20 protein-coding genes, 1 tRNA gene and 1 pseudogene are annotated in these 21328 nt (G+C 55.2%); 17 read left to right on the forward strand and 5 right to left on the reverse strand.

The window, feature by feature from the left end; translation table 11 throughout:
• Window positions 1-98: 98 nt before the first annotated feature.
• The 3 genes from Pla144_RS08030 (at window position 99) to yciA (ending at window position 2644) form a co-directional block, all read left to right on the forward strand.
• Window positions 99-887, forward strand: a complete 789-nt coding sequence (locus Pla144_RS08030) for an enoyl-CoA hydratase/isomerase family protein (RefSeq protein WP_146449848.1) — start codon at window positions 99-101, stop codon at window positions 885-887.
• A 53-nt stretch (window positions 888-940) separates the two neighbouring features.
• Window positions 941-1765: an enoyl-CoA hydratase/isomerase family protein gene (locus Pla144_RS08035; RefSeq protein WP_146449850.1), complete on the forward strand. Its 825-nt coding sequence runs from the start codon at window positions 941-943 to the stop codon at window positions 1763-1765.
• Between the two features lie 441 nt (window positions 1766-2206).
• On the forward strand, window positions 2207-2644 hold the full coding sequence (yciA, locus tag Pla144_RS08040; protein ID WP_197530489.1) for an acyl-CoA thioester hydrolase YciA: 438 nt from the start codon (window positions 2207-2209) through the stop codon (window positions 2642-2644).
• Window positions 2645-2854: 210 nt separating this feature from the next.
• On the opposite strand, the gene Pla144_RS08045 is transcribed toward yciA, so the two are convergent.
• Window positions 2855-4435: a class I adenylate-forming enzyme family protein gene (locus Pla144_RS08045; RefSeq protein WP_197530490.1), complete on the reverse strand. Its 1581-nt coding sequence runs from the start codon at window positions 4433-4435 to the stop codon at window positions 2855-2857.
• A 166-nt stretch (window positions 4436-4601) separates the two neighbouring features.
• Between Pla144_RS08045 and Pla144_RS24505 the strand changes: the two genes are divergently transcribed.
• The 3 genes from Pla144_RS24505 to Pla144_RS08055 are packed head-to-tail and all read left to right on the forward strand — an operon-like array spanning window position 4602 to window position 5877.
• On the forward strand, window positions 4602-4772 hold the full coding sequence (locus Pla144_RS24505) for a hypothetical protein (RefSeq protein ID WP_197530491.1): 171 nt from the start codon (window positions 4602-4604) through the stop codon (window positions 4770-4772).
• A gap of 17 nt (window positions 4773-4789) precedes the next feature.
• Window positions 4790-5311, forward strand: a complete 522-nt coding sequence (locus Pla144_RS08050; protein ID WP_146449855.1) for a hypothetical protein — start codon at window positions 4790-4792, stop codon at window positions 5309-5311.
• Window positions 5290-5877 carry a proprotein convertase P-domain-containing protein gene (locus Pla144_RS08055; protein ID WP_146449858.1) on the forward strand — a complete coding sequence of 196 codons (588 nt, stop codon included), beginning with the start codon at window positions 5290-5292 and terminating at the stop codon, window positions 5875-5877. Before Pla144_RS08050 ends, Pla144_RS08055 begins: the two co-directional genes overlap by 22 nt.
• Window positions 5878-6147: 270 nt before the next feature.
• Here Pla144_RS08055 and Pla144_RS08060 read toward each other — a convergent pair whose 3' ends face one another.
• Complete coding sequence (locus Pla144_RS08060; protein ID WP_197530492.1) at window positions 6148-7044, reverse strand: class I SAM-dependent DNA methyltransferase; 897 nt, start codon at window positions 7042-7044, stop codon at window positions 6148-6150.
• Between the two features lie 423 nt (window positions 7045-7467).
• On the opposite strand from Pla144_RS08060, the gene Pla144_RS08065 reads away from it, so the two are divergent.
• The 7 genes and pseudogenes from Pla144_RS08065 to Pla144_RS25060 all read left to right on the forward strand — a co-directional run bounded on the left by Pla144_RS08065 (window position 7468) and on the right by Pla144_RS25060 (window position 12832).
• A complete protein-coding gene (locus Pla144_RS08065; protein WP_146449861.1) occupies window positions 7468-8265 on the forward strand; it encodes a hypothetical protein in 798 nt (265 codons plus the stop codon).
• Between the two features lie 184 nt (window positions 8266-8449).
• Complete coding sequence (locus Pla144_RS08070) at window positions 8450-8704, forward strand: helix-turn-helix domain-containing protein (protein ID WP_146449863.1); 255 nt, start codon at window positions 8450-8452, stop codon at window positions 8702-8704.
• Window positions 8691-11114 carry a DUF3987 domain-containing protein gene (locus Pla144_RS08075; RefSeq protein ID WP_146449866.1) on the forward strand — a complete coding sequence of 808 codons (2424 nt, stop codon included), beginning with the start codon at window positions 8691-8693 and terminating at the stop codon, window positions 11112-11114. The genes Pla144_RS08070 and Pla144_RS08075 overlap by 14 nt, the downstream gene beginning before the upstream one ends.
• A 14-nt stretch (window positions 11115-11128) precedes the next feature.
• A complete protein-coding gene (locus Pla144_RS08080; RefSeq protein WP_146449869.1) occupies window positions 11129-11509 on the forward strand; it encodes a TubC N-terminal docking domain-related protein in 381 nt (126 codons plus the stop codon).
• Complete coding sequence (locus tag Pla144_RS08085) at window positions 11502-11729, forward strand: helix-turn-helix domain-containing protein (RefSeq protein WP_146449871.1); 228 nt, start codon at window positions 11502-11504, stop codon at window positions 11727-11729. The genes Pla144_RS08080 and Pla144_RS08085 overlap by 8 nt, the downstream gene beginning before the upstream one ends.
• Window positions 11730-11732: 3 nt before the next feature.
• Window positions 11733-12248 (forward strand): annotated as a pseudogene (locus Pla144_RS25505) (phage integrase SAM-like domain-containing protein); the annotation flags it as partial.
• Window positions 12249-12661: 413 nt separating this feature from the next.
• Window positions 12662-12832: a hypothetical protein gene (locus tag Pla144_RS25060; protein WP_231936244.1), complete on the forward strand. Its 171-nt coding sequence runs from the start codon at window positions 12662-12664 to the stop codon at window positions 12830-12832.
• 122 nt (window positions 12833-12954) lie between these two features.
• Here Pla144_RS25060 and Pla144_RS08095 read toward each other — a convergent pair.
• Window positions 12955-13028 (reverse strand) — tRNA-Met (locus Pla144_RS08095).
• A 217-nt stretch (window positions 13029-13245) separates the two neighbouring features.
• On the opposite strand from Pla144_RS08095, the gene Pla144_RS08100 reads away from it, so the two are divergent.
• Window positions 13246-13761, forward strand: a complete 516-nt coding sequence (locus Pla144_RS08100) for a TIGR03546 family protein (protein WP_146449872.1) — start codon at window positions 13246-13248, stop codon at window positions 13759-13761.
• On the forward strand, window positions 13758-15527 hold the full coding sequence (locus Pla144_RS08105) for a TIGR03545 family protein (RefSeq protein ID WP_197530493.1): 1770 nt from the start codon (window positions 13758-13760) through the stop codon (window positions 15525-15527). The genes Pla144_RS08100 and Pla144_RS08105 overlap by 4 nt, the downstream gene beginning before the upstream one ends.
• Window positions 15528-15602: 75 nt before the next feature.
• On the opposite strand, the gene Pla144_RS08110 is transcribed toward Pla144_RS08105, so the two are convergent.
• Together Pla144_RS08110 and rsmG are read right to left on the reverse strand one after the other, a co-directional pair.
• Window positions 15603-15941, reverse strand: coding sequence for a DUF3467 domain-containing protein (locus Pla144_RS08110; protein WP_146449874.1), 339 nt, complete (start codon window positions 15939-15941; stop codon window positions 15603-15605).
• A 110-nt stretch (window positions 15942-16051) separates the two neighbouring features.
• Window positions 16052-16732 (reverse strand): 16S rRNA (guanine(527)-N(7))-methyltransferase RsmG, encoded by a 681-nt coding sequence (gene rsmG / locus Pla144_RS08115; RefSeq protein ID WP_231936245.1) that lies wholly within the window; start codon window positions 16730-16732, stop codon window positions 16052-16054.
• Window positions 16733-16876: 144 nt separating this feature from the next.
• On the opposite strand from rsmG, the gene truB reads away from it, so the two are divergent.
• Both truB and Pla144_RS08125 read left to right on the forward strand, forming a co-directional pair.
• Window positions 16877-17749, forward strand: a complete 873-nt coding sequence (gene truB / locus Pla144_RS08120; protein WP_146449875.1) for a tRNA pseudouridine(55) synthase TruB — start codon at window positions 16877-16879, stop codon at window positions 17747-17749.
• Window positions 17750-18229: 480 nt separating this feature from the next.
• Window positions 18230-21262 (forward strand): DNA translocase FtsK, encoded by a 3033-nt coding sequence (locus Pla144_RS08125; RefSeq protein WP_146449876.1) that lies wholly within the window; start codon window positions 18230-18232, stop codon window positions 21260-21262.
• Window positions 21263-21328: the final 66 nt, after the last annotated feature.

Below are 21328 nucleotides of genomic sequence, written 5' to 3' on the forward strand. Positions count from 1 at the left end.
TATACCTCCAGGCAGATGAGGCTGGAGGAAATCTGGGGCGGGCTTAAGCCAGCAGAAAAACAAACAATTAGACAAACAATAAAGAAAGACAGAAAGATATGAGCACTAGCTATAAAACAATCAATACATTTGAAAAAGATGATATTTTCTATTTAGAAGTAAACAGGCCTGACAAGCTGAATGCACTAAATAAAACAGTGTTGGATGAAATGTTGGATGCGATAAAAAGTATCGATGTTTCAAAATACAAAGGCGCTATTCTAACAAGTGTTGGAGAAAAGGCTTTTATGGCAGGTGCAGATATAGCTGCTATGTCTCAAATGACGCCGGAAGAAACACAAGTCTTTGCCGAAACAGGACAGGCCGTCACCTTGGCCATGGAAGACTTGGCCCTGCCTCTGATTGCCTGTGTTCAAGGCTTTGCACTCGGCGGTGGATGTGAAATGGCAATGTCTTGCGATTTCATTTATGCGTCGAAGCAAGCAGTTTTTGGACAGCCTGAGGTTAAATGGGGTGTGTTACCTGCTTTTGGTGGAACCCAAAGACTTCCAAAATACATTGGTCGAAACCGGGCAAAAGAGCTGATCTATTCGGGCACTTTTATCGATGTTGATAAAGCCTATGAGTGGGGATTGGTGAATAAAGTCACAGATGATAAGGCAAGCTGCCTGGAAGCAGCAGTTGAGTGTTTAAAGGTTATAGGAAGAAATGGTCCACTTGCCGTCGCAAGTGCAAAGCAGGTCATGAATGCTGGAAATGACATGTCAAATAAAGATGGTATCCACCAGGAAGCGTCAGTCTTTGGAGTAGTTGCTAATTCTAATGATAAGGCGGAAGGGACCAAAGCATTTGTAGAGAAAAGACACCCAGTGTTCACAAGAAGCTAGAACGATCAGCGTGTAGCTCACATACGACTTATATCTACTAGAGGAAGAAAAAAATGAGTGACCAAAAAGTACGCGTGGAGATCGATGGCGGCGTAGCAACCGTGTTCCTGGTTAACCCGCCGATGAACGTGATGACACTGGACATGAGACGAGAGTTGGACGAGGCCCTGACCAGCCTGGAGGCTGACCCAGCGATAGGGTCGATTGTACTCACAGGCGACGGTGACCGCGCTTTCGGTACTGGCTCCGACATCAAGGAATTTCCTGGACTTTTGGCGGACGGTACCGTCGTGTCTACCAAGCTCGGTCCTGAGAACGAAACATTCACCAAATTCGCCAATTTCACGAAACCCACAGTCGTGGCCATTGAAGGCTATGCGCTAGGCGGCGGCATGGAACTCGCAGCCGGCGCCGACATCATCGTAGTCGCCGAAAATTCAAAATTTGGCGTACCCGAAATAAACCTTGGCGCCATACCCGGCAGTGGAGGCTCAGTGCGTATAACACGGCGTATCGGTTTTGGCCGCGCCAGTGAGTTGTTTTTGCTGGGCGATATGATCGATGCACAGCAAGCGCTCGCGTGGGGCTACGCCAATCACATTAAGCCTAAGGGCGAGGTGCTCTCACACGCGCAAGAAATTGCTGCAAGGCTTGCAAGCGCTCCGAAGCAGGCCATTTGTGCCGCCAAGCAGGCGTTGCGGTATGGCATCTACTTGCCCGAGGAGCAGGCAATCGCGAAGCTGCTTGACGTGCTCGATGTGCTACAGCGTACACAGGACCTCCGCGAGGGAGCCGACGCCTTCATGAATAAGCGGAAAGCGAATTTTCAAGACCCGCTGGACGCCTCAAAATTCGTTGGCTGCATTTTTCCAAAATAAGCTCACGCCCCGTACGAAACGCGGGTCCACTCAGGTGGTGAGGCCTGAGTTGGCGAACGAATTGCACAAGAAGGCCGAGGACCTCGGCCTTCTTGCCTTGGGTTTGGCTTATCGATAAGGCACCAATGGACGACCTGCGAGTGGCGCTCACGCAGAATCCCCGAAACGGTCAGATCTCACCGAGAAATTTCCTTCACGCGGGTATCCGATTTATCCAAATTTCCGCATGAAGGCCGCCACCTGAAAAAGCAATTTCCTAGCAATCATCTGATCGATGTACCGGTGGACTACTCCGAGAACGACCGGATAATGAACGTTGAACTACCGCGATTGAGTGCGGCCCTTTGACGCCGTGATGTTCGCCACGATGGAGATCCGCAACCCGATCAATCGAGAACGGCACTAAGAGATTTGATGCACACGGATGCAATGAACCAATCAATGAATAATGACGAGGAGCATGCTTCCGGAACTGCCGGACCACACGGCGAATTGCTCTTGCGCACGTTGGCCATGCCGGCGGATACCAATCCGAGCGGTGATATTTTTGGGGGCTGGCTGATGTCGCAGATGGACATGGCCGGGGCCATGCTGGTGCGGGAGCTCACCCGCGGACGCTGTGTCACCGTGGCGGTGGACGCATTCAAGTTTCAACAACCGGTCAAGGTGGGGGATGCGGTGTGTTGCCATGGGCGGGTGATTCGGATTGGAACCACGTCCGTGACCCTGAAGCTGGAGGTTTGGGTCAAGCCGCTCACACCAACGGGCGAGCCCCAGAAGCCGAGGTTTCAGGTGACCGAGGCCACCTTCACCTACGTGGCGGTGGATGAAGCCGGAAAAAAACGACCGGTGCCGGACTCGGCGCGTGCGGCCGGGTAACCGAAACGGCGATACTCCTTTCGTCCGGTATCGAGACTCTGGCACCCGGTCAGGCTGCATTTCATTTGGCGATTATCTTCCTGGCCTGGCCAACCGGGTCAGCGAGAAGGTCTTCGTGATGGTGCCGATGTCCTGATCGATTATCTTCGTGGGTAGGCGATTCAAGCCCCGTCCCGGGCTCCAAGTCCGATAAACACTCGCTATGGCAAGTCAGCGGGCGAGGGGAGAGGGCCCCGTTCCTGGGCCTGGCTCGCGAGCCTGCTTTGCAAGAGCCTGCCTTTCAAGAGCCTGCAGGTCGTTTTTCCCGGTCGCCAAGAGCGGCATCTCGTCGATGAAGTAGATATGGCGCGGATGGGAGTACGCGGGTCCGCGCGCTATGTAGTAGTCGATGAGTTCCTTCTCGCCGAGGTTCGACCCGACGTTGCGCACGACGAAGGCCACCGGAACCTGGCCCTTCACCTCGTGGGGGACAGGAACGACACAGACGTCCCGCACTTCCGGATGAGTGGCGAGGATGTTCTCGACTTCGGCCGGGAAGACGTTCTCGCCTCCCACGTTCATCTGGTCGTCGACGCGCCCCCTAAAGGTGAACCAGCCGTCGGGGTCGCACGACACCATATCCCCGGTATAGACCCAGCCGTCCCGGAAGCGCTCCGCCTGGGCGTCCGGCCGGTTGTAATAGCCGAGGGCGTTGCACTCGCTCCGCACGACCAGTTCCCCCGCCTCTCCCTGTGGCAAAATGTTCCCGTCGGAGTCGATGACCTTGCACTCGAAGCCCGGAAGAGCGGGACCGATCGTGCCCAGCTTGTTTCGGCCGCGTGGGTTGAGGGTGATGATGGGCCCAGACTCCGTCAGCCCGTACCCTTCGATCACATCGACACCAGGCATGGTCTGGACCAGTTCGTCGAGAAGCGCGCGTGTCATGGGAGCAGATCCCACTGCGATGAACTCGAGGCTGGAGGCATCCACGTGCGTTCTTTGCCGCGCGGCAGCCAGAATCAGCTTGTAGGTGGCCGGTACACCGGTGGTGTACGTGCAGCCGTGCGTCTCAATCGCATCGATCACGCGCTCCGCGTCGAACTCCTTGAGAATGACCACCGAGCCGCCCTGGCTCAGGCACGGGAGTAGCCCCGCGGCAGTGGCGTTCATGTGGAAGAGCGGCGTCGACAACAAGACCCGTGAGTTCTCGTCGATCCGGTTGGACGCCGCTTGGAGCTGAACGTTACGCAGTAGGCCACGGTGCGAGAGAAGAACCCCCTTGGGCCGTCCGGTCGAGCCCGAGGTGTACGCCTGGATGCAGACGTCGCTGCCGGCCGACCCATGATCGCAGCGTTCGGGCGAAGATGAGGCCAGCCAGTCCTCATAGCTTCGAAGCGGACCCCGGTCGGCATCGACGACGATACCGACCTCGGCAACCCTGTCGGCCAGGCAGGCGAGGACGGATTCGGCCGTCCCGGCGCTGCCGAAGACGATGCGACTCCCACAGTCTCGAGCCAGCTCGATGTGCTGCGGCGGCTTGAACTTGAAGTTGACCGGGACCGCTACGGCGCCGGCCCTGACGATACCGAGCAGGACTTCGGGGAAGCGGATGTCGTTCTCGAAGATGACGAGGACGCGCTCGAACCGCTCGACTCCGAGCGAGATCAGCCCATTGGCGACCCGATTGATGCGCTGCTCGAGCTCTGCATACGTCATCGACCGCTTGCCCTGGATGAGGGCGACTCGCTGCGGGTCTAGGGATAGGCCGGTGTCGCACAGCCGCGCGAGGCTGGACGCGTCGTCATCGAACATATTCGTCATCTCCATTTCACTCGCCCAAAACCACGCCGAGGCCTTCTGCGCCAAGTCGAGGGTGGTGTAACTTCCATTCTGTAAATTCAATTTAACGCGTGGCTGAAAAGGTGGGCCAGTTCGGTTTCTTTTGTAAGCGTCTTAAAACATTCAAAAGGAGCCTCCCATGACCCACCAAGATCAATCTAGCGAACTTCTCGAAGCTGTCCAGTTGGTGCTCTACGCGGATGAAAGGGAAGTCCTTCTTTGCAGGGCGGATGCTGGTGAGGCATGCGCCGAAGACTTTCTGTTGATGCAGTCCTATCAGTACGAACTCAGCAACAACTCTTCGCAATAAAACCCCAGACAAATTGCATGGCCAATCCAACGTTCAACTCCATACTAGGTGTCGCGTTCCTTGTCGTGGGCACCGGGGCTACGTTTTTGATGTACCATCTTTGGGGATATCCATTCGACAAGGAGAAGCTTCGCAGTTCGGCTCCCCGTTGGTTAACGAACGTCCATCGAGCTCTCGGCTACATTTATCTTTCGATCTATGTTGTGCTGATGGTTCAGATGGTCCCGCGAGTTTGGCAGTATCAGGTGGAATTACCACCTCGGACCGTTGTACACCTTACGTGCGGAATGCTAATCGGCGCAATTCTGATCGCAAAGATCGCAATTGTACGATTCTTCAAGCATCGCGAAGAACCCCTCGTACCGTTGTATGGCACTTCACTTTGGATATGTACGTTGCTTGTCGTCGGCCTCGCAGTACCCTTCGCTCTGCGGGAGTCATACCTTAATCGTCAATTCCTCCAAGACCCAACGTCGGCTGATCTTCGTCTCGCGCGGGTTAAGGAGCAGCTACGACCGTGTACGTCAAGCTTCTTGTAAACCGGAACCGCTATTTTTCAACGCTTACCGTGCCCGAGTCGTTTAACATCACCGACGTGAACGCGACGCTGAACATTTCGCACTCGCACAACAGCGATTTGATTGCCGAGTTGGTTGCGCCCAACGGTACACGCGTGAAGCTGTTCTCACGTGTCGGCGGAGCGACCGACAACTTCACGAATACTACCTTTGACGACCAAGCGAATACGTCAATTACCAACGGCTCGGGGCCGTTCAGCGGTAGCTATCGCCCGGAGTCGCTCCTGAGCGTGCTGAACGGCATCGATGCGGCTGGCGTGGAAGCTGGAGATTACCGACATGGCCCTGCAAAACACGGGTACGCTCCTCAGTTGGTCGCTGCAATTCTCGTACGTGGCTACTCCGGTTGTTCTTCAGATGCCCCTCGAGCCTTTGCAGTCGGCTTCAACGACCCAATCGAAGGCAGGCTCTTACGTGCTGGCGGAGGAACAGGCGTTCGCCGAGCTAGCGTCCGACATGCAAGGGGCTACGGTCGGGGAAACTGGCGGGATGTTACAGGAATCGGACGCTGCAGGCGAATTCCTTGAGGAAGAAGCTACTGATGACTTCGTCGCAGCGTTCGACTTGGCGCTGGAATCTGAATTTACCTTTAGTCTTTAAAGTATCGTCAAACGACCTTTTATGAAACGCAGCGTCGACGTCCAGCGTGCGTCGGTCGCCTCCACCGCTGTCGATTTGCGAGATTCAGAACTGCTGGCGGGTGGACCAACCTCAGTTTCTTAGCCACTCCTCAAACTGAAGGAGGTGGTGGCGACCTCTGCAGCTGCGACACCAACTCAATAGCAAATAGGCCCTGGCTAGCGAAGCCCACTTCGACTATACCCTTTCTGCCCAGGTGGGCCTGCTATGTGTCCAGGGAGAATTATGGGAAGGGATTCTTTGGTCGTACCGAGTCGGCCGCGCTCCAGATAGCTGTGGAGGCGGTAGAGGCAGGTGAGGAGGGATGTTGCATTCGGTGACGCAATGTTCCCAGATTTCTGGCTCGAATTGCATACACTTTTGCAGCGCTTCGAGAGCGAATCTAACTGACTCCGCACCATATGCAATTCGTTCGAGTCCTTACCGGCCTGGGCCGCTACCTTGAGCAGCAACGATCCGGAACCGCAGGTGGGGTCGTAGGCGGTGGTCGAGGCCACGGCATTATCGGGCGAGATGCCGATGACGTGGGCCATGATGCGGCTGACCTCCGACGGGGTGTAGAACTGTCCCTTGCTCTTGCCACTCTCGGTGGCGAAGTGCCGCATGAGATATTCGTACGCATCGCCGAGGATGTCGTCGTTCTCTGCCCGATTTTTCGAGAAATCCAGTTCGGGCTTTTGGAAGATGCCCACCAGGTTGGTGAGGCGGTCCACCTTGGCCTGCCCCTCGCCGAGCTTGTTCGGATCGTCAAAGTCGGGGAAATCGCTGCGTGCAAGGCGGGAGTTCGCTTCCACGAGCGGCGCGATGACCTGCTTGTTGATTTTGTCTCCGATGTCGGGCTTGCCCTTGAGGGCGATCATGTCCTTGAAGCTGGCGCCCGGGGGGATCTTGACCGGCGGGGCGAAATCATCGGAGTCGCCGTATTTGTCGGAGACGTACTTGATGAACAGCATGAACAGGACATAGTCCTTGTACTGGCTGGCATCCATGCCCCCACGAAGTTCATCGCACGAGGCCCACAGGGAGGAGTAAAGGTCGGATTTCTTAATGGCCATCGACTCGGCGATTCCTGTCACTTAGCAGTAGAAGAGTGGAAAATGTGCTCGGCCAGTATAGCTCTATGGGGTGGGGCCTTGGTAGCGGGTGCCAGGCCGTTCTATAAAGGAGTAAAGAATTCATCCGACCGCATTGCCGTCAAAATCAACGCCCGTTCTCCACTCTCACTCGCCACGAAACTCCCGAGTGGGGCGAAATGTGGGTACACGGCAGTTGAATCCCGGTGCGGCATATCGACAATCGGCCTTTTTCTTTTTGCATCCCGTTGATAGTTAATCACCTACCGGCGTAGGATGGATGCATAGGGAAGGCGAACGTCGGGTTGCAAACCGATTCGCCAAGCGGCCTGGACCGGCGCGGGGAATTCTTTTGCCTTTCACCCCGTCGGCCCAAGCCGGCCCGGAAAACGAAAGGCAATAATCATGGCGGATTCATCGCCGTCAGCCGATCTGTTGGATCGCGCCAGCAAAGTCTTCGGTATGGCAAACTCGTTAGCTAGGGGCTTTCAGAACGAAAATCGCGAGCAAGTTCCAATGCTCGTGTTAGACGAATCGCCCCGCGAAGGTCATCGAAAGAAAATCAGCGATTTCATCGCAGCAACTCTGGACCTTCGCGACGCGATTGAAAGCCCTCCCGAAGGTTTTGAGGCCGTGGCTGAGCAACTCCTTAAAGCTTGCCAACTCGCCCGTATCCTTCCTCTAATGGATGGGTGGGACCTCCTGGATCAATGGCCGAGCCTGAATCAGATAGCCTTCGATGGACACATAGCGGTTACGGAAGCAGTTAAGGCAAAGCGTTTGGAGGATCCTTGGGCGTTCCTGGACAGACCTCCCGCAAGTGACGCCGAGCCGGCGGCGGATGCAGACCAACAGAATCCGGCGAAACCTATCCAGACGAAATCCAAACGTAGTACGGAGCGTGGGGAAGGCCGGGCCAAGCTTATTGCGGCCCTCACGAAATACCACAAGTACGCCGACGATGGTTGCCTCAACTTAGAGCCCGCTGGCAGCAATGAACTAGCCCGGCTGGCGGGCGTTTCCGTATCCACGGCCTCGGCATTTTTTAGCAAGGAGTTCGGTGGGCATACGAAGTATCGGGCAATCTGTGCTGACGCCACGAGCCTTATTGCTGGGCTAAAGCTGCTGAATCAAGAATTCTCGCCACATGATCTATACGGTGGCAAACCGCCCGGCGAAGTCGAACGGGAAGACGACGAATAGCCGGCGCGTTCGATCATTCGGTAACAGTTGCCGAACACCTGAAAAATCTCTTTACTGTGCGAATCGCAGCTTTCTTAGACGTTTTCGTGCGAATCCCATACTGTTCGGCATCTTCTCGCCGAACGCTGCGCCAACGGATAGGCGAACCGCGTGGTTCGGAACACATGACCTGTTGGAGCAATCAATGATGGATATTCAATCTGTTGAATCCCTTGCCTTGCGGCCCCGCGAGGCAGCGAAGGCCTTGAGCATTAGTGCCCGCACTCTTTGGGGGCAAACAGCCCCGCGTGGTCCGATTCCCTGTCTTCGGATCGGCCACGGCAAACGGCAAAGCGTGCTGTACCCTGTGGCAGAACTTCAGGCTTGGCTGAGTCAGCAAGCTGAAGCTGAGAGTCAGCAAGTTGAAGCCGAGGAAGGGGGCGACAATGACGCCTGTTGAGAGAGTGTTGGAAACATTGCCAGATGCCAAGCAGGGCGGCAAGGGTTGGTCGGCGTGCTGTCCGGCGCATGAGGACCGGCGGGCGAGCCTTTCGATCAACGAAGGCGAAGACGGCCGGGCACTGATTAAGTGTCACGCCGGCTGTACCGTCGAAGAAATCTGCGATGCGATGGGGTTAACCGTCTTGGACCTAATGACCACGGCTAACAATTGGCCTGCAAGCGATGTCTATGTCAACGGTAATCACAATAAATCGAAGAAATCGGCAATTCCATTGACGCCCAAGCAGGCTGACAAGACTTTCGCTACTCCCCAGCAGGCGGTGGCATATTTGGAACGCCAGCACGGTCCTCGGTCTGCCTTGTGGACATACCAAGAGGCTGAGGGTGAGCCGGCCGGCCTGGTGGTCCGTTGGGACCTTACTGACGGCAAGAAAGACATTCGGCCAGTTAGCCGTCAAGGCGATGGTTGGCGAATTGGCGGGATGTCTGAGCCGCGCCCCCTTTATCGCTTGCCAGACCTGGCCGTCGCGAGTCGCGTTTATATTTGTGAAGGTGAAAAAGCAGCTGATGCGATTCGCGCACTTGGCCTAGTGGCCACGACTTCCCCGCATGGTTGCGAATCAGCGACCAAAGCCGATTGGGGGCCTCTGGCTGGCAAAGAAATTATCATCCTGCCTGACAACGATCCCCCGGGCTACAAGTACGCTGACAGCGTGGCGGCACAACTGGCCACGCTCACGCCGCCCTCGACTGTCAAGGTACTCGAATTGCCGGACTTGCCAGACCACGGTGACGCAGCCGATTGGGTGGAAGCACGGCGAGATGTCGACGCCGACGAACTTCGACGACAATTAGAGGCTTTGGCCAACGAAGCCGAATCGATCCAAGTTGAGCGACCTACTGCTTGCATCGAACGATACCAACCATTCCCAACGAAAGCATTACCCGAGCCGGTTCGCGGATTTGTAATAGCGGGTGCAAAGGCAATAGGCTGTTATGCGTCCTATTTGGCACTTCCGATGCTGTCCGTGATGGCTTCGTTGATCGGGAACACGCGATGCATTCAACTGATGCGAGGCTGGAGTGCGCAGGCGATTATTTGGACCGCAATTGTGGGTGAAAGTGGGACATCGAAAACTCCCGCCTACAAGTTGGTAATGAAGCCATTGCGGGAATTGCAACGCAACGCGCTGGAAGAATACATGGAAGCGATGAAGCGCTATGAAGTTGAACTGGCCCAATACGAAAAGGAATTCTTGCAATGGAAAAGAGATAAAAAAGCCAACACTCTGCCACCAGAGAAACCCGAAGCGCCCCGGGCCATCCGATACTTCGTGAGTGATACCACGGTGGAGGCTCTATCCCCGCTGCTTCTGGAGAATCCGCGCGGGTTGCTTCTGGCCTGCGATGAACTAGCCGGCTGGATTGGAAGTTTCGATCGCTATTCAGGCGGCAAAGGGGGAACCGATGCATCGCACTGGCTCAGTTTGCACAACGGCGAAAGCATTGTGGTTGATCGTAAGACTGGCACACCGCGCACGATATACATTCCCCAGGCATCCGTGTCGATAACGGGTGGCATTCAACCATCGATACTACACCGCGCTCTTGGCAGCGAGCATCGTGAATCGGGATTGGCAGCACGACTACTGCTATCCTGCCCACCGCGAAAGCAGAAACGGTGGACCGAAGCTGACATTGACCCCGAGGAAGAAGCCAAAATAGCAAGACTAATTGAGAGGCTACTCGATTTAAAACCCACTACTGACGACGCTGGTCGCCCTTGCCCACAAGTTGTGAAATTAACCCCCGAGGCGAAAGCTGCCTGGATAGAATACTACAACCAACACGCCGAGGAACAAAACGACCTAAGCGGCGATCTGTCCGCAGCATGGAGCAAGCTAGAAGAGTACGCGGCCCGACTGGCACTGGTGGTTCACTGCGCCCGATGGGCGGCTGACGATCCAACTCTAGAGAGCCCTGATGCCGTAGACCTGGCCAGCATGAAGGCTGGCATCGAACTAGCCCAATGGTTTAAGGCCGAAACTCGAAGGGTCTACGCCTTGTTGAGCGAATCGGACAATGACCGTGACCAACGCCGGCTGATCGAGTGGATTGAACGCAGAGGCGAATCGGTAACTCCAACCGAAGTGCGACGCGGCAATCGGCGGTTTCAAACCACGCCCGACGCCGAAGCTGCCCTGGCGGAATTGGTCAAAGCTGGCGTAGGAATTTGGGAGCCAACACCCCCTGGCCGGCGCGGGCAACCGACGCGACGGTTTGTTTTGTCTACGGTGTCTACTGTCTACGGAAATACCCTGAAACCCGACGAAAACGGCAATACCGTAGACGTAGACAGTGTAGACACTCCTAAAACGCAATCTGATGCCGATTGGGGGGAACTGTGAGCGTGGTCCAGCTAATGACCGACCTATCCCGATTGGGAATCCGCATCGAAGCTCACGGCGATCGGCTGCGATACTCGCCCCGGTTGGCTGTGACGCCTGACCTGGCCGAACGGATGAAGGCCCACAAGAGCGAGCTACTGGAGATACTTCAGTCCGTACCTGAAGCGGTCCTGTCGAACCGCGATTCAGGTTTTCTTAAACCAGTAACTCAACCCCAACAATCGAGGTCCATTTGCCGATGCAGCGGAACCACCTGGCGGGACGTGGCGATCCACGGCGGACAATCCGTTCGGAGAGACTGTGGACGTTGCGGGAGGTTCCTCAGTTTTCCCGTTTGGTATGGCAAGAATACTGGACATAAAGACCAGCATCTAGTAAGATACTTGAGTGGCTAAGAAGAAAACCAAGAAAATGACAGACCAATTGCGGCAAGCAATCGACGATTGCGGGCTGACGCGATACGAAATCTCCAAGCAAACCGGTATCGACGAAAGCGCCTTGGCGAAGTTCTACAACGGACATCGTGGCCTTTCGATGAAAGCCTTGAACGCACTGGGCGAGTTTTTAGAACTGACTATTCACCTGGGCCGCAAGCCCGACAACAAAGGATCGTGAAATATGGCCAGCATCGAACATCGTGCCCGATCGACGCGGGTGGTTGCCTACGTCAACAAAGAAAGGCAGGCGTTCGCTCTAGGCAGAGTTACAAAGAAAACGGCTGAGCGGTTTGCCAACAACATAGATACTTTGCTGCACGAACGTCGCTGCAACCTGCCAATCAGCCGGGAAGTTTCCAACTGGCTAGCGGACCTGGATGACACGTTATACGTACTCCTGGTTGAACGTGGACTCGTTGAGCCGAGAGTGAAGGCAGGCAAACTCGCCACGTTTATCGACGATTACATCGCCGGTCGCTCCGACGTGACCGATCGCCGCTTAGGTAAATTCATCAACACCAAGAACCGGTTGATTGAGTTTTTCGGAGACGTGAGATTAGACGCTGTCACGCCAGGCGCAGCAGACGAATACAGCCGATGGCTCCTAAAGCGACTCGCCCCAGCTACGGCCCAAAAGGAATGTCAGGTTGCCGCCCAGTTCTTCCGGCATGCCTTTCGCAAAGAACTCATCGAGCGGAATCCCTTCGAGGGAGTGACTGTTGGCAAGGCGACCAACGACGACCGGCGCGTATTTGTTGAGCGCGACATTATCCAGCGAGTGCTGGACCAGTGTCCGAATTGGCAGTGGCGAACTGTGGTCGCCTTGGCGCGGTATGGAGGGCTAAGATGTTCGTCCGAGGTTGCATTGTTGAAGTGGTCAGACATCCTCTGGGACGCTGAACGAATCACAGTGACCAGCCCGAAAACGAAACGGTATGGCAAGGCCACTCGCGTTGTTCCCATCTTCCCGGAATTACGGCCATTTCTGGATGAGGCTTACTTCCACGATGACGCAGACAAAACTTGGGTGGTTCCCATGCTAGCGGGTAATGCTGATAAGAACCTCGGAACGACGTTTCGGAAAATCATCCAACGCGCTGGAATTGAGCCATGGCCAAAACCGTTCCAGAATTGTCGGTCCAGCCGGCAGACCGAGCTGGAGCAAGTGTTCCCAACTTACGTCGTTTGTGCCTGGCTTGGAAACACACCCACGGTAGCCCACAAGCATTACCTAACGGTGACCGACGACCACTTCGCGGCGGCGACCAAAACTGGGGATAAACTGGGGATGCAAACGCCCGCTTTGAGTCGCAACGACTCGCACAAGAAACCCCGCACCGTCCATTCGGTGCGAGAAAAAGCGAGTTTCTCGGAAGTTGTGGGCATCCTCGAAAATGCCCGAGTAGCGGAGGAGGGACTCGAACCCCCGACACGCGGATTATGATTCCGCTGCTCTAACCAACTGAGCTACTCCGCCGCGAAAAAATGCCGTCTGCTATCAGCAGGCACTCTCTCGTTTCGGCCCGATTTCGCTGGGCGAATCCTCCAGATTACCTTCTCCGCACGGCTTGGCAAGGGGGAGAATTGCCGCCAGCAGTGCATCATCCTTTATGTGATCGTCACAGTATGCCGAAGAATATGAATGTGCGCGTACTCTTCGCTTGACCGCTTCTTTTCGACCATTCACAAACGCAATGATCACCTATCTTCTTCGACCCGTGCGCCAGTTCGCTCAGGCCCTCGTGGCCAATGACTCACCCAACCAGGTAGCCTGGGGGTTTGTCCTGGGAATGGTCATCGGACTCGTTCCTAAGGGGAATCTGCTGGCTATCCTGCTGGGGATGATACTCCTGTCCCTGCGGGTGAACAAATCTGCCGGCCTGGTGGGAGTTGGGCTCTTTGCTTTTGTGGGGATGTTGCTGGACCCGCTTGCCCATAGGATCGGCACTCTGGTTTTGGTGTGGGAACCGCTCCGCCCGCTCAATGCGCTTCTCTACGAATCAGCCGTTAGTCCCTGGCTCGGGCTCAACAATACCGTAGTCGTCGGGCAAGTGGTGATAGCGTTGTACCTTGCGTATCCCGCTTTTCGACTGTCGCATTTGTTTGCGATTCGAGTACAGGCTCGAGTAAGTCGCTGGCTATTGCGATTTCGAGCCGTTCGTTGGCTGCGTGGCCTGGAGATCGGCACGCAATGGGGGATCGACAGTTGAAATTCATTCGTTGGAAATACGTCGCTCCTCGAATCATGATGCTTGCAATGTTGGCCATTTCAGTGCGTTTTGGCTGCGATCCCTTGCTTGAGTGGGCCATCGTAACCAGTGGTCAATCAGCCACCGGGGCAAAGGTGGAAATCGCTGAGCTGACGTCTTGGATCCGAGCAGGAAAAATTGAATTGCGTGACTTACAAGTCGCCAATCCTGATGCAGTCATGCGAAACTTGGTCCAGGCGGATCACATCGTGTTGCAGTTAGACTCGCTGGCTCTGCTGCACAATCGAGTTGTCGTCACCAATGGTGCCATTACCGGCATAGAACTTGACACCGAACGAAGTACATCGGGCGAGTTAGTCGTCATAGACGATGCCATCGACGATGCGCCCTCCGCGCTCGATCCACTTGTCGCCAAGGCAGGGGACCTGGCCAGTGATTGGCTCGACGAAGCTAGCAAGCGGCTCGACGCAGATCTTGTCGATCAATTGCAAACCCCACAGGTTGCCGAGAGTCTCTCCGAAAAATGGCAATCAAAGGCCGATGCTTTGCGTAGTCGTACCAACCAACTCAAGCTGCGCGGCCAAAAATTGGCTGAGGAATTTCGCGATATTAAGAAAAACCCCTTACGGGGCGTCGAACGAATTCCGCAACTCCAAGCCGAGTTGAAAACGAATCAAATGGAACTGCAGTCCTTGCAGCAAGAAATTAAAGGGCTCCCCCAGCAGGCAGAGACCGATCACCAGGCACTCCTGGCGGCTCGTCAGCAGGATGAAGCCTTCCTACGCAAGCAATTCGAATTTGAACAACTCAATGGCGATAACCTCACACAAATCCTGCTTGGGCAGTCCGTTGCAGAAAAGTTGCAGGAAGCATGCGAGTGGATCGCCTGGGCGCGTAAAAAAGCCCCGGGCAATGCTGCCAAACAACTTGCTTCCCAGCGCGGTCGCGGCACGATGGTTACTTATGGGCGGGCACGGCCGCAGTTTGAAGTGCGACACCTTGGTGTGGAATTAACCGCACAGATCGCTGGGCAAGAGTTGCAATTCGTGGGCTACGTGAGTGGCATTTCGTCGGCACCGCAGCTCCTTGAAGAACCTGCGAGAATGGAAATAGCAGCGCTGGGGGATGTCCCCATGAAATTGCTCATGGTGTCAGACCATCGCGGCCATGTCCCCTGTGAAGAATTGCACTTTGACTGTCCAGCGCTCCCCATGGAAGGACGAACCTTAGGGAGTGGCGAAAAGCTTGCGGTTGATCTTGCACCCGGCACGGCAGACCTTTCGGTCGATCTACAACTGGTCGGCGACAGTCTCTCCGGTCAGATTAACTTTGCACAACAGGATTTTCGACTCAGCCCATGCTCTAACCCGAAAGTGAATAAGCACCTCGCGACTGTACTGGGTGAAGCCCTGGGAAAAATTGAGCAGGTCACTGCAAAAGTTGAATTGGCAGGGACTTTGACAAAGCCTCAGTTCAAAATTAACTCTCCATTGGGCACGCAGCTGGCAAGTGAAATCAGCACCGCGGTAGCAAAATTGGCACGCGTAAGGGGTGAGACTCTCCTGGCTGAAACTACCTCCAAGATGAACAGCCAGCTGGAGAAACTCAATGCCACTAAGTCCGCTTTGCAACAAGAATTGCTCTCCAACCTGGGCGAAAATCAAAAACTCTTCGAAGACCTCGCAAGTCTAAGCGGTACCAATGGACGGGGTTTATCAGTTCCCCAGTTGGGCTCCACGCTTGGAAAGCAAATCTTGCGGAAGTAGATTGGTGGGCTTCGTGACGCGCTCCGCCTCGTGAGACTCGGCAGGCGCATCGCGGCTAGCTTTCTTGCGTCGCGGCTAATTGCTGGGTTTTTGTACGACGCGTTTTTGTACGTCGGTTTCCAGGACGCCGAAAGCTTGTTCGTGCCGCTGGACAGAAAGATGCAAGGCGTGGAGCAATCGCTTGGCAGTAAAATAGTTAGTCACCAGGCGCTGAGTGATGATGACCGGCTCGGTGGGGACGCCAAAAGGCTGCGAATTCAGGCCGAAGTCGATGATCAATTCCTCGGGGGTGCCCGTGACTCGGCAAAAGTTCGCGTAGGAACAGGACGCATTGTGGTCGTCGACTTGCACTCGCTGTTGCTCTTGCTGCTTGTCTGCTTGGACTTCTACTGATTCTTTTTTCTCGTCTGCCACGGTTCAGCTCCGTTTATGGTTTAGTGTTAATTGTAAGTATTGGTTCGTACCTATCCTGTAGGTATCAGGAAAGGAGTTCCATCGAGTTTAAATGAATCGGCTGTGAGACGCTATCCCCGGCGCAACGAGGACTTTGGGTTGGTAATGCTTAAGATTACGCTTTCCGCATCCGTTGCTGGGGTAAGATAGGTAGCCGCCTTTCGCAACTCCAAATTCTTGAGCAGACCTACGTGCCTCGCCTCGCCCCGTTCTTCGACCCACTTGCGGCCCTTGATGAGCAAAAGGCGATCCACCGAGGACCAATGGGGTTCGACCCAACGGAGGAATTTAGCCAGCGCCGCCACGCCCCGAGCGACAAGCGTGTCAAATGTTTGGAGTTGTAATACTTCCTCGGCCCGGCAACCGTAGACTGTCACTGGCAAATGTAGCTCGGAAACAATTGCCTCGACTACTTTGGCTTTTTTTTGGACCGATTCGCAGACGCTCACTTTCAAATCGGGCCGGCAGATCGCGAGAATCAGCCCGGGAACACCACCGCCGGTGCCGACGTCGAGGACTCGCTCGCGCTGAGTCAGCAACTTGGCAAGTTCCAGGCTGTCAAATACATCGCGGTTGACGAATTTCTCGAGCGAGGTGTGTCGCGTAAGATTGATCTGCTCGTTCCATCGCCACAAGACGGCACGATATTGGTCCAGTGATTCAACTTGCTCGTCAGGCAGTTCAATATCGACATCTCGCAGGGCCTGGCCCAAGTCGGCAATAGTAGGTTGTGTGTTTTCGGTTTCTGACAAAACGATTCTCGATCTAGTTGGTAGCGAAGTCTCAGTAGTTTAGTATCCTGCAAGCTGGCCAGTGTGCAAAGGGGGCGAATCGAGGAGCGGCCATCTTAGCTGCCGTGAAATGCCGGCAGGAAGCTAACACTACGGAAGTTGAACATGCTCGGATTTCTCAATATCAACAAACCGCCGGGATGGACGTCGCGAGATGTGGTCAATCGGGTGCAGAGACTTGTCCGACCCGCACGGGCCGGGCACGCGGGTACGCTCGACCCGCTCGCGACTGGAGTGCTTGTCGTGGGGGTTGGCCGGGCGACTCGAATATTGAAATATGTCCAACAGAAGCCGAAACGATACGAGGCAACGTTTCTGTTGGGTCGTACGAGCCAAAGCGACGACACGGAAACTGAAATGAGCGAGGTCGCCGGGGCTAAGGTGCCGACTCAGGTCGAGATTGAGAAATTACTGCCACGATTTTTCGGAAGCATTGAACAGCGTCCTCCTGCCTATTCGGCAATCAAGGTTGCGGGGCGCCCTGCGTATGCCCTGGCTCGAGAGGGAAAAGAAGTCTCACTCTCCTTGCGCACTGTTGAAGTATTTAATCTATCAATTGTCCGATATGAATACCCAGAGCTTAAAATCACCATAGAGTGCGGCAGCGGGACTTATGTCCGCAGCCTGGGACGCGACCTGGCTGAGAGCCTCGGCACAGGAGCCGTCATGAGTCAACTTACCCGCACGGCAATTGGAGAATTCACGCTGGACAAATCGATGACAGTTGAAGAGCTTACTCAGGACCGAGTAGCCGAAAAGTTGTTCTCTCTGGCCGCAGCAGTCAGTCACCTGCCGCAGTTGTCACTCACCTCGGAGCAGATACGAGAGCTTGAGTTTGGTCGGCCGATTGCTGTTGAGAAGTACCCGCTGGCCACCGATCTGGCTGGCATTGATGGTCAGGGCCAATTAATCGCCGTTTTGCGGGAAAAGAACCCCGGCCTACTCGCCACGTACCGCAACTTTGCGCCATCCGCATGATCGGTACGATTATGCCAGCATATCTTGCCACTTTCCGCTGAAATGGCATTCACTCGAACCACTCGCTACTCATTTGCGTGAATAATCATGAGGAGGTCCTTCTCGAGCTTTCAATCAGCCGCAACGCGAGTGAAACTGATTGGACCATTCTTGCAGGTCAACTTGGTGCTAGCGCACCCCACATGATGAATAGTCTGAATTGACTCGCGGCTGTATGGATTGTGCCAATGGACGCTGTCATAGGCATCTGTTGCATGGGGGAAACCTTAGAGTGCCAATCAAAGCGAGTTGAATCTCGCGGTAAATTACGTCGAAACAGAAGATAGAAGTCCGAGTGCGCATCCGGTGCGCTCGGACGCATATCGCTACCAGGATGAACCACTAGGGAAATACATTCGGGCATGGACTGGCCCCCACGATCGGTCCGCAAGCAGCCATGAAGGCGCCGCGGACGATACAAGTTGATCGTTGAGACCACGCATGTTCGAGAATCGCAGCCTGCGAATCGATCTATTTACCTTGATGCTGCTCGCCGTCACGGCGGTGCTGGGTGTCGCGCTGTTCACTTACAACCCCGCCGACCCTCCCAGCACGCTCGTTCAGCCCCCACAGACTGAATTCCAAAACGCCTGCGGTCCAATCGGTGCCTATGTAGCTCATTACCTGTTCGAGAGCATCGGCCTAGGGGCCTATTATCTCGTGGGGTCATTAGCGGTGCTGTCGGTGGTGTTGATGTGGCGGGGAGAAATTGATCAACCTGTGCTGCGGGCCGTTGGATGGGCCCTCTCTCTCGTTGCAGTCAGCACGCTCGCCAACATGCTGTTGCCTAACATGTCTCCTGGCCCCGAGATCGGTGCAGGGGGATTTCTGGGGGCGATGGGTCGAGTCCTCCTTGAAGCACATTTTGCTGCCACGGGGGCCTATATCCTCACCCTCAGCGTGTTGCTGGCAGGCTGGCTGCTCTCGACGGATTACTTCCTTTTTCAAGCCGCCGCGGTGACTACCCGCGTATCAGGCCGCGGAATCCTTACGCTTGGGCATTTCAGCACGTCCAAACCTCTCTTGCGAAAGTCGCGCCCCGAGAGTGATGTGGAGAGTGCCGACGAAGTAGCTGAGGGTGAAGAAGAGTACGAATACGAGTATGAAGACGACGGAGATGAAGGTGAAGAGGAAGAGTGGGAATATGAGGACGAAGGCGAGGAGGAGGAATCCGATGCAGCAGACGAGGAAGGGGTCGTGATCCGAACTCCTGCTTCGAAACAAGAAGCTGAAGCCATAGCAGAAGAGGATGAACCCGCCGAACAGGAAGAGGAAGAAGCTGCGGAAAGTCCTCTGAAAAACAAGCTGGCGTCGGCACTCGGGATCGGCAAGAAGAAAAGTCTACTCAAGAAAAGCGAGCGAGAGGAAGTCATCAGTCAGCTGGAAGCGGCTGAGCAGCAGTTCCCTGAAACGGAATTCGACTACGAACTCCCGCCGCTCGATCTGCTACTGGAATCGGACAATGTCTGCTACGAAGAACACGAAAAAGAGGTTCGCCGCAAGGCAAAGATTCTTGAAAAGACGTTCCGCAATTTTGGTTTCAACGTTAAGGTCGTCGAGATTGAGACCGGTCCTGTGATCGCACAGTACGAGGTTCAACTGGAGGCGGGACTAAGGTTGGCCAAGATTACCAACTTGGCCGACGACCTCGCGATTGCCTTACGGGTACCCAGTGTGCGAATCGTGGCTCCCATTCCAGGCAAGAACACTGTCGGCATCGAGGTCCCGAATGAGAACCGGCAGTTGGTCCGCCTGCGCGAAGTGATCGAGGAGTCCAACGGTCGAGCAAAACGGATGAAGATCCCCATCTACCTCGGCAAGGACGTATCGGGCAATCCGCTTGTGGTTGATCTCACTACCCTGCCGCATCTCTTGATTGCTGGTCGTACAGGCACCGGTAAGAGCGTGTGTCTGAATTCGATTATCCTCTCGATGCTGATGAGTCGGGGTCCCGACGAAGTGCGGATGCTGATGATCGACCCCAAGATGGTCGAATTGAGTGGCTATCGCAAACTACCGCACTTGATGCACCCGGTCGTTACCGACATGAAAAAGGCCGAAGCGATTCTGGCCTGGGGCGTCGACAAAATGGAAGAGCGGTACCAACTACTGGCCCGTGCCGGTGTGCGACATATCACGGTGTACAACCAATTGAGCGAAGAAGAACTCCGCCAGCGGATCGATCCTACCAGCGAGGCCGAGTGGGAGCAGATTCCCAAGCAACTGCCGTTCATCGTGATCGTAGCTGACGAGATGGCCGACCTGATGATGACTGCCGGCAAGGATGTTGAACAACACATTATCCGCTTGGCTCAGAAGAGTCGTGCGGTGGGAATCCATCTCATTCTGGCCACCCAAAAGCCAACCGTCGACGTAATTACTGGCCTCATCAAATCGAATTTGCCCGCGCGAATTGCCTTCCAGGTGGCGAGCCGCACGGACAGCCGGGTAGTTCTCGACGAGATGGGCGCCGACAAACTACTGGGCAACGGCGATATGCTGTTCCTTTCACCTGGTACCAGCCAATTGCTCCGTGGCCAGGGAACCTACCTCTCGGACGACGAGATTACACGAGTGGTCGATTTTGTGGGGACCGATGCACCGCAGTTTGCCAAGGAGCTGATCGAGCTCAAAACCAAGGAGGAAGAGGAAGCAGCAGTCCCTGGACAGTTCAAAAATCGCGACGACCTCTACGAGGCCGCTGTAGATATTGTCGTTCGCGAACGCCGAGGGAGTGTGTCGCTGCTACAACGCTGTCTCGGCATCGGCTATGGCCGCGCTGCGCGCTTGATCGACTTTATGGCCGAAGACGGCATCGTGGGCGAATACAACGGCTCGCAGGCCCGCGAGGTGGCGATCTCGATCGAAGATTGGGAGACGATGCAAGCGGGAGGGGATTCGGTGGAGCAACCTGAGGATGGTCCGTTGACCGCCGTAACCGTTCCCCCAAAACCTCGGCGCACGAACAAAGTAGTCCCTGGCACGGATGAACTGAGTGACTTGGAACCAGAAACGGCTGTGGAAGAACCCTCCGATCTGGATTACGAGATCAGCGAAGAAAGCGAGCTAGAACCATCCGTTCCCGAATCCGACGCCGAGTACGACGAAGAATATGAGTACGATGAAGAGGAAGAAGCAGAACTCTCTGACGACGCCGAAAAGGGATCAGATTTAGAAGCTTCTTCGGATGAGGAGGAGGAAGAGTACGAATACGAAGATGATGAAATGGATGAAGAAGCTGCTGATGAAGAGAACGACGTAGCTGAAGCCGACGAAGTCGAGGGTGACGATGCTGAATACGAATATGAATATGAATACGAAGAAGAGGAAACCGAAGGAGACGGGGAAGTAGCGGAGTCCGACGAAGGTGAAGAGGACTCTGAGTGGGAATACGAAGAAGAGGAGGAAGACCTTTGGGAGGATGAATCCGAGGAAGAAACTCCAGCCACCGAGCCAGGCCAACGGTCTGCTTGAATCTTGAATATAGCTACAACTTTGACTGCCCTTAGTTACTACTTTCAACCTGCCGAATGCTGGAGT

It is taken from the genome of Bythopirellula polymerisocia (assembly GCF_007860015.1).
Taxonomy (GTDB): Bacteria; Planctomycetota; Planctomycetia; order Pirellulales; family Lacipirellulaceae; genus Bythopirellula; species Bythopirellula polymerisocia.

Excerpts from the sequence above, each read along its gene's own strand:
- yciA (WP_197530489.1), top strand. The coding sequence starts at position 2,207 with ATGAATAATGACGAGGAGCATGCTTCCGGAACTGCCGGACCACACGGC.
- Pla144_RS08100 (WP_146449872.1), top strand. The coding sequence starts at position 13,246 with ATGATCACCTATCTTCTTCGACCCGTGCGCCAGTTCGCTCAGGCCCTC.
- Pla144_RS08065 (WP_146449861.1), top strand. The coding sequence starts at position 7,468 with ATGGCGGATTCATCGCCGTCAGCCGATCTGTTGGATCGCGCCAGCAAA.
- truB (WP_146449875.1), top strand. The coding sequence starts at position 16,877 with ATGCTCGGATTTCTCAATATCAACAAACCGCCGGGATGGACGTCGCGA.
- Pla144_RS08075 (WP_146449866.1), top strand. The coding sequence starts at position 8,691 with ATGACGCCTGTTGAGAGAGTGTTGGAAACATTGCCAGATGCCAAGCAG.
- Pla144_RS08080 (WP_146449869.1), top strand. The coding sequence starts at position 11,129 with ATGACCGACCTATCCCGATTGGGAATCCGCATCGAAGCTCACGGCGAT.
- Pla144_RS25060 (WP_231936244.1), top strand. The coding sequence starts at position 12,662 with ATGGCCAAAACCGTTCCAGAATTGTCGGTCCAGCCGGCAGACCGAGCT.
- Pla144_RS08045 (WP_197530490.1), bottom strand. The coding sequence starts at position 4,435 with ATGTTCGATGACGACGCGTCCAGCCTCGCGCGGCTGTGCGACACCGGC.
- Pla144_RS08030 (WP_146449848.1), top strand. The coding sequence starts at position 99 with ATGAGCACTAGCTATAAAACAATCAATACATTTGAAAAAGATGATATT.
- Pla144_RS08070 (WP_146449863.1), top strand. The coding sequence starts at position 8,450 with ATGATGGATATTCAATCTGTTGAATCCCTTGCCTTGCGGCCCCGCGAG.
- Pla144_RS08050 (WP_146449855.1), top strand. The coding sequence starts at position 4,790 with ATGGCCAATCCAACGTTCAACTCCATACTAGGTGTCGCGTTCCTTGTC.
- Pla144_RS08125 (WP_146449876.1), top strand. The coding sequence starts at position 18,230 with ATGTTCGAGAATCGCAGCCTGCGAATCGATCTATTTACCTTGATGCTG.
- Pla144_RS08035 (WP_146449850.1), top strand. The coding sequence starts at position 941 with ATGAGTGACCAAAAAGTACGCGTGGAGATCGATGGCGGCGTAGCAACC.
- Pla144_RS24505 (WP_197530491.1), top strand. The coding sequence starts at position 4,602 with ATGACCCACCAAGATCAATCTAGCGAACTTCTCGAAGCTGTCCAGTTG.
- Pla144_RS08060 (WP_197530492.1), bottom strand. The coding sequence starts at position 7,044 with ATGGCCATTAAGAAATCCGACCTTTACTCCTCCCTGTGGGCCTCGTGC.